The organism is Myceligenerans indicum, assembly GCF_016742955.1.
Taxonomy (GTDB): Bacteria; Actinomycetota; Actinomycetes; order Actinomycetales; family Cellulomonadaceae; genus Myceligenerans; species Myceligenerans indicum.
Genome location: NZ_JABBYC010000131.1, coordinates 1 through 1,071, shown reverse-complemented (window position 1 = coordinate 1,071; position 1,071 = coordinate 1). Strand labels below are relative to the sequence as shown.

At 71.6% G+C, this 1,071-nt stretch carries 1 pseudogene; it reads right to left on the bottom strand.

The annotated features are described in order from the left end of the window. Positions 1–1,041 (bottom strand): annotated as a pseudogene (locus HGK34_RS22235) (alpha-glucuronidase); the annotation flags it as partial. Between the last annotated feature and the right edge of the window lie 30 nt (positions 1,042–1,071).

Sequence of the window (1,071 nt, the reverse complement as noted above, 5' to 3'; positions counted from 1 at the left end):
AGATGTGTATAAGAGACAGGCCGGGGAGGGCGCGGGGGAGCCGGCCGGGGAGGCCGGGAGCGGAACCTGGCCGAAGTCGAAGTTCAGGATCTCGCTCCACTGGCGCCCCAGGTAGACCGCGTGCTTCTGGTGGCCCGTGTACTCCTGGGTGACCTGGAGCTCCAGCGCGACCCGCGTGTCCGGCATCGCCGCGATCACCGGCGAAACCGGCTCGCGCACCTGGAAGTCCATCGGGCCGTACTTGACCTGCACGATCACGTTCCGCGCGAACCGTCCGTCGAGCGGCGCGAAGTTGTCGTGGGCCGCCCGCGCCCGGTCGGTGGAGCGGTCGCGCCAGTCCTGCCGGTGGTCGTAGACGAACGCGCGCCAGTGGACGAGCCCCCAGTGCGGGGCGACGGCCTCGGCGAGCATGTTCGCGCCGTCGGCGTGGTCGCGTCCGTACGCGAACGGGCCGGGCTGGCCCTCGGAGTCGGCCTTGACCACGAAGCCACCGAAGTCGGGGATCTCGGCCCAGACCCGGTCCGCGGTGTTCCGCCACCAGGCGGCAACGCCAGGATCCAGCGGGTCCGACGTGCCGAGCCCGCCCAGCGTCGTGGGCGCCGCGAACGACACCGACAGGTGCACCCGGATGCCCCACGGCCGGAATACTGCGGCGATCCGGGCCACGTCCGCCAGGCCGTCGGTGAGCAGCCGGGCCTCGCGGGTGTGCACGTTGACGTTGTTGATCGCGACCCGGTTGATGCCGGTCGACGCGAGCAGGCGTGCGTACGCCTCCACGCGCGAGAGGTCGGCGCGGACCCGACCGTCGTCGTAGAAGATCGACCCGCCGGAGTAGCCGCGCTCGACCTGTCCCATCACCTCGTGCACGGCGACGTTGTCCCAGTGGTCCAGCATCCGCAGCGGGGTCGCGGGGGCGTGGTGTTCGACGACGTCGGGCCCGGTGAACGCCGCCTCGCCGAGCCGCACGACATGGAAGAACCCGTACAGCATCCCCCGGTCGCACCGGGCCTCGACGACGACGGCCCCGTCCTCCCGGAACACCCGAAACCCTTCCCCGGCCTCTCCCACGAC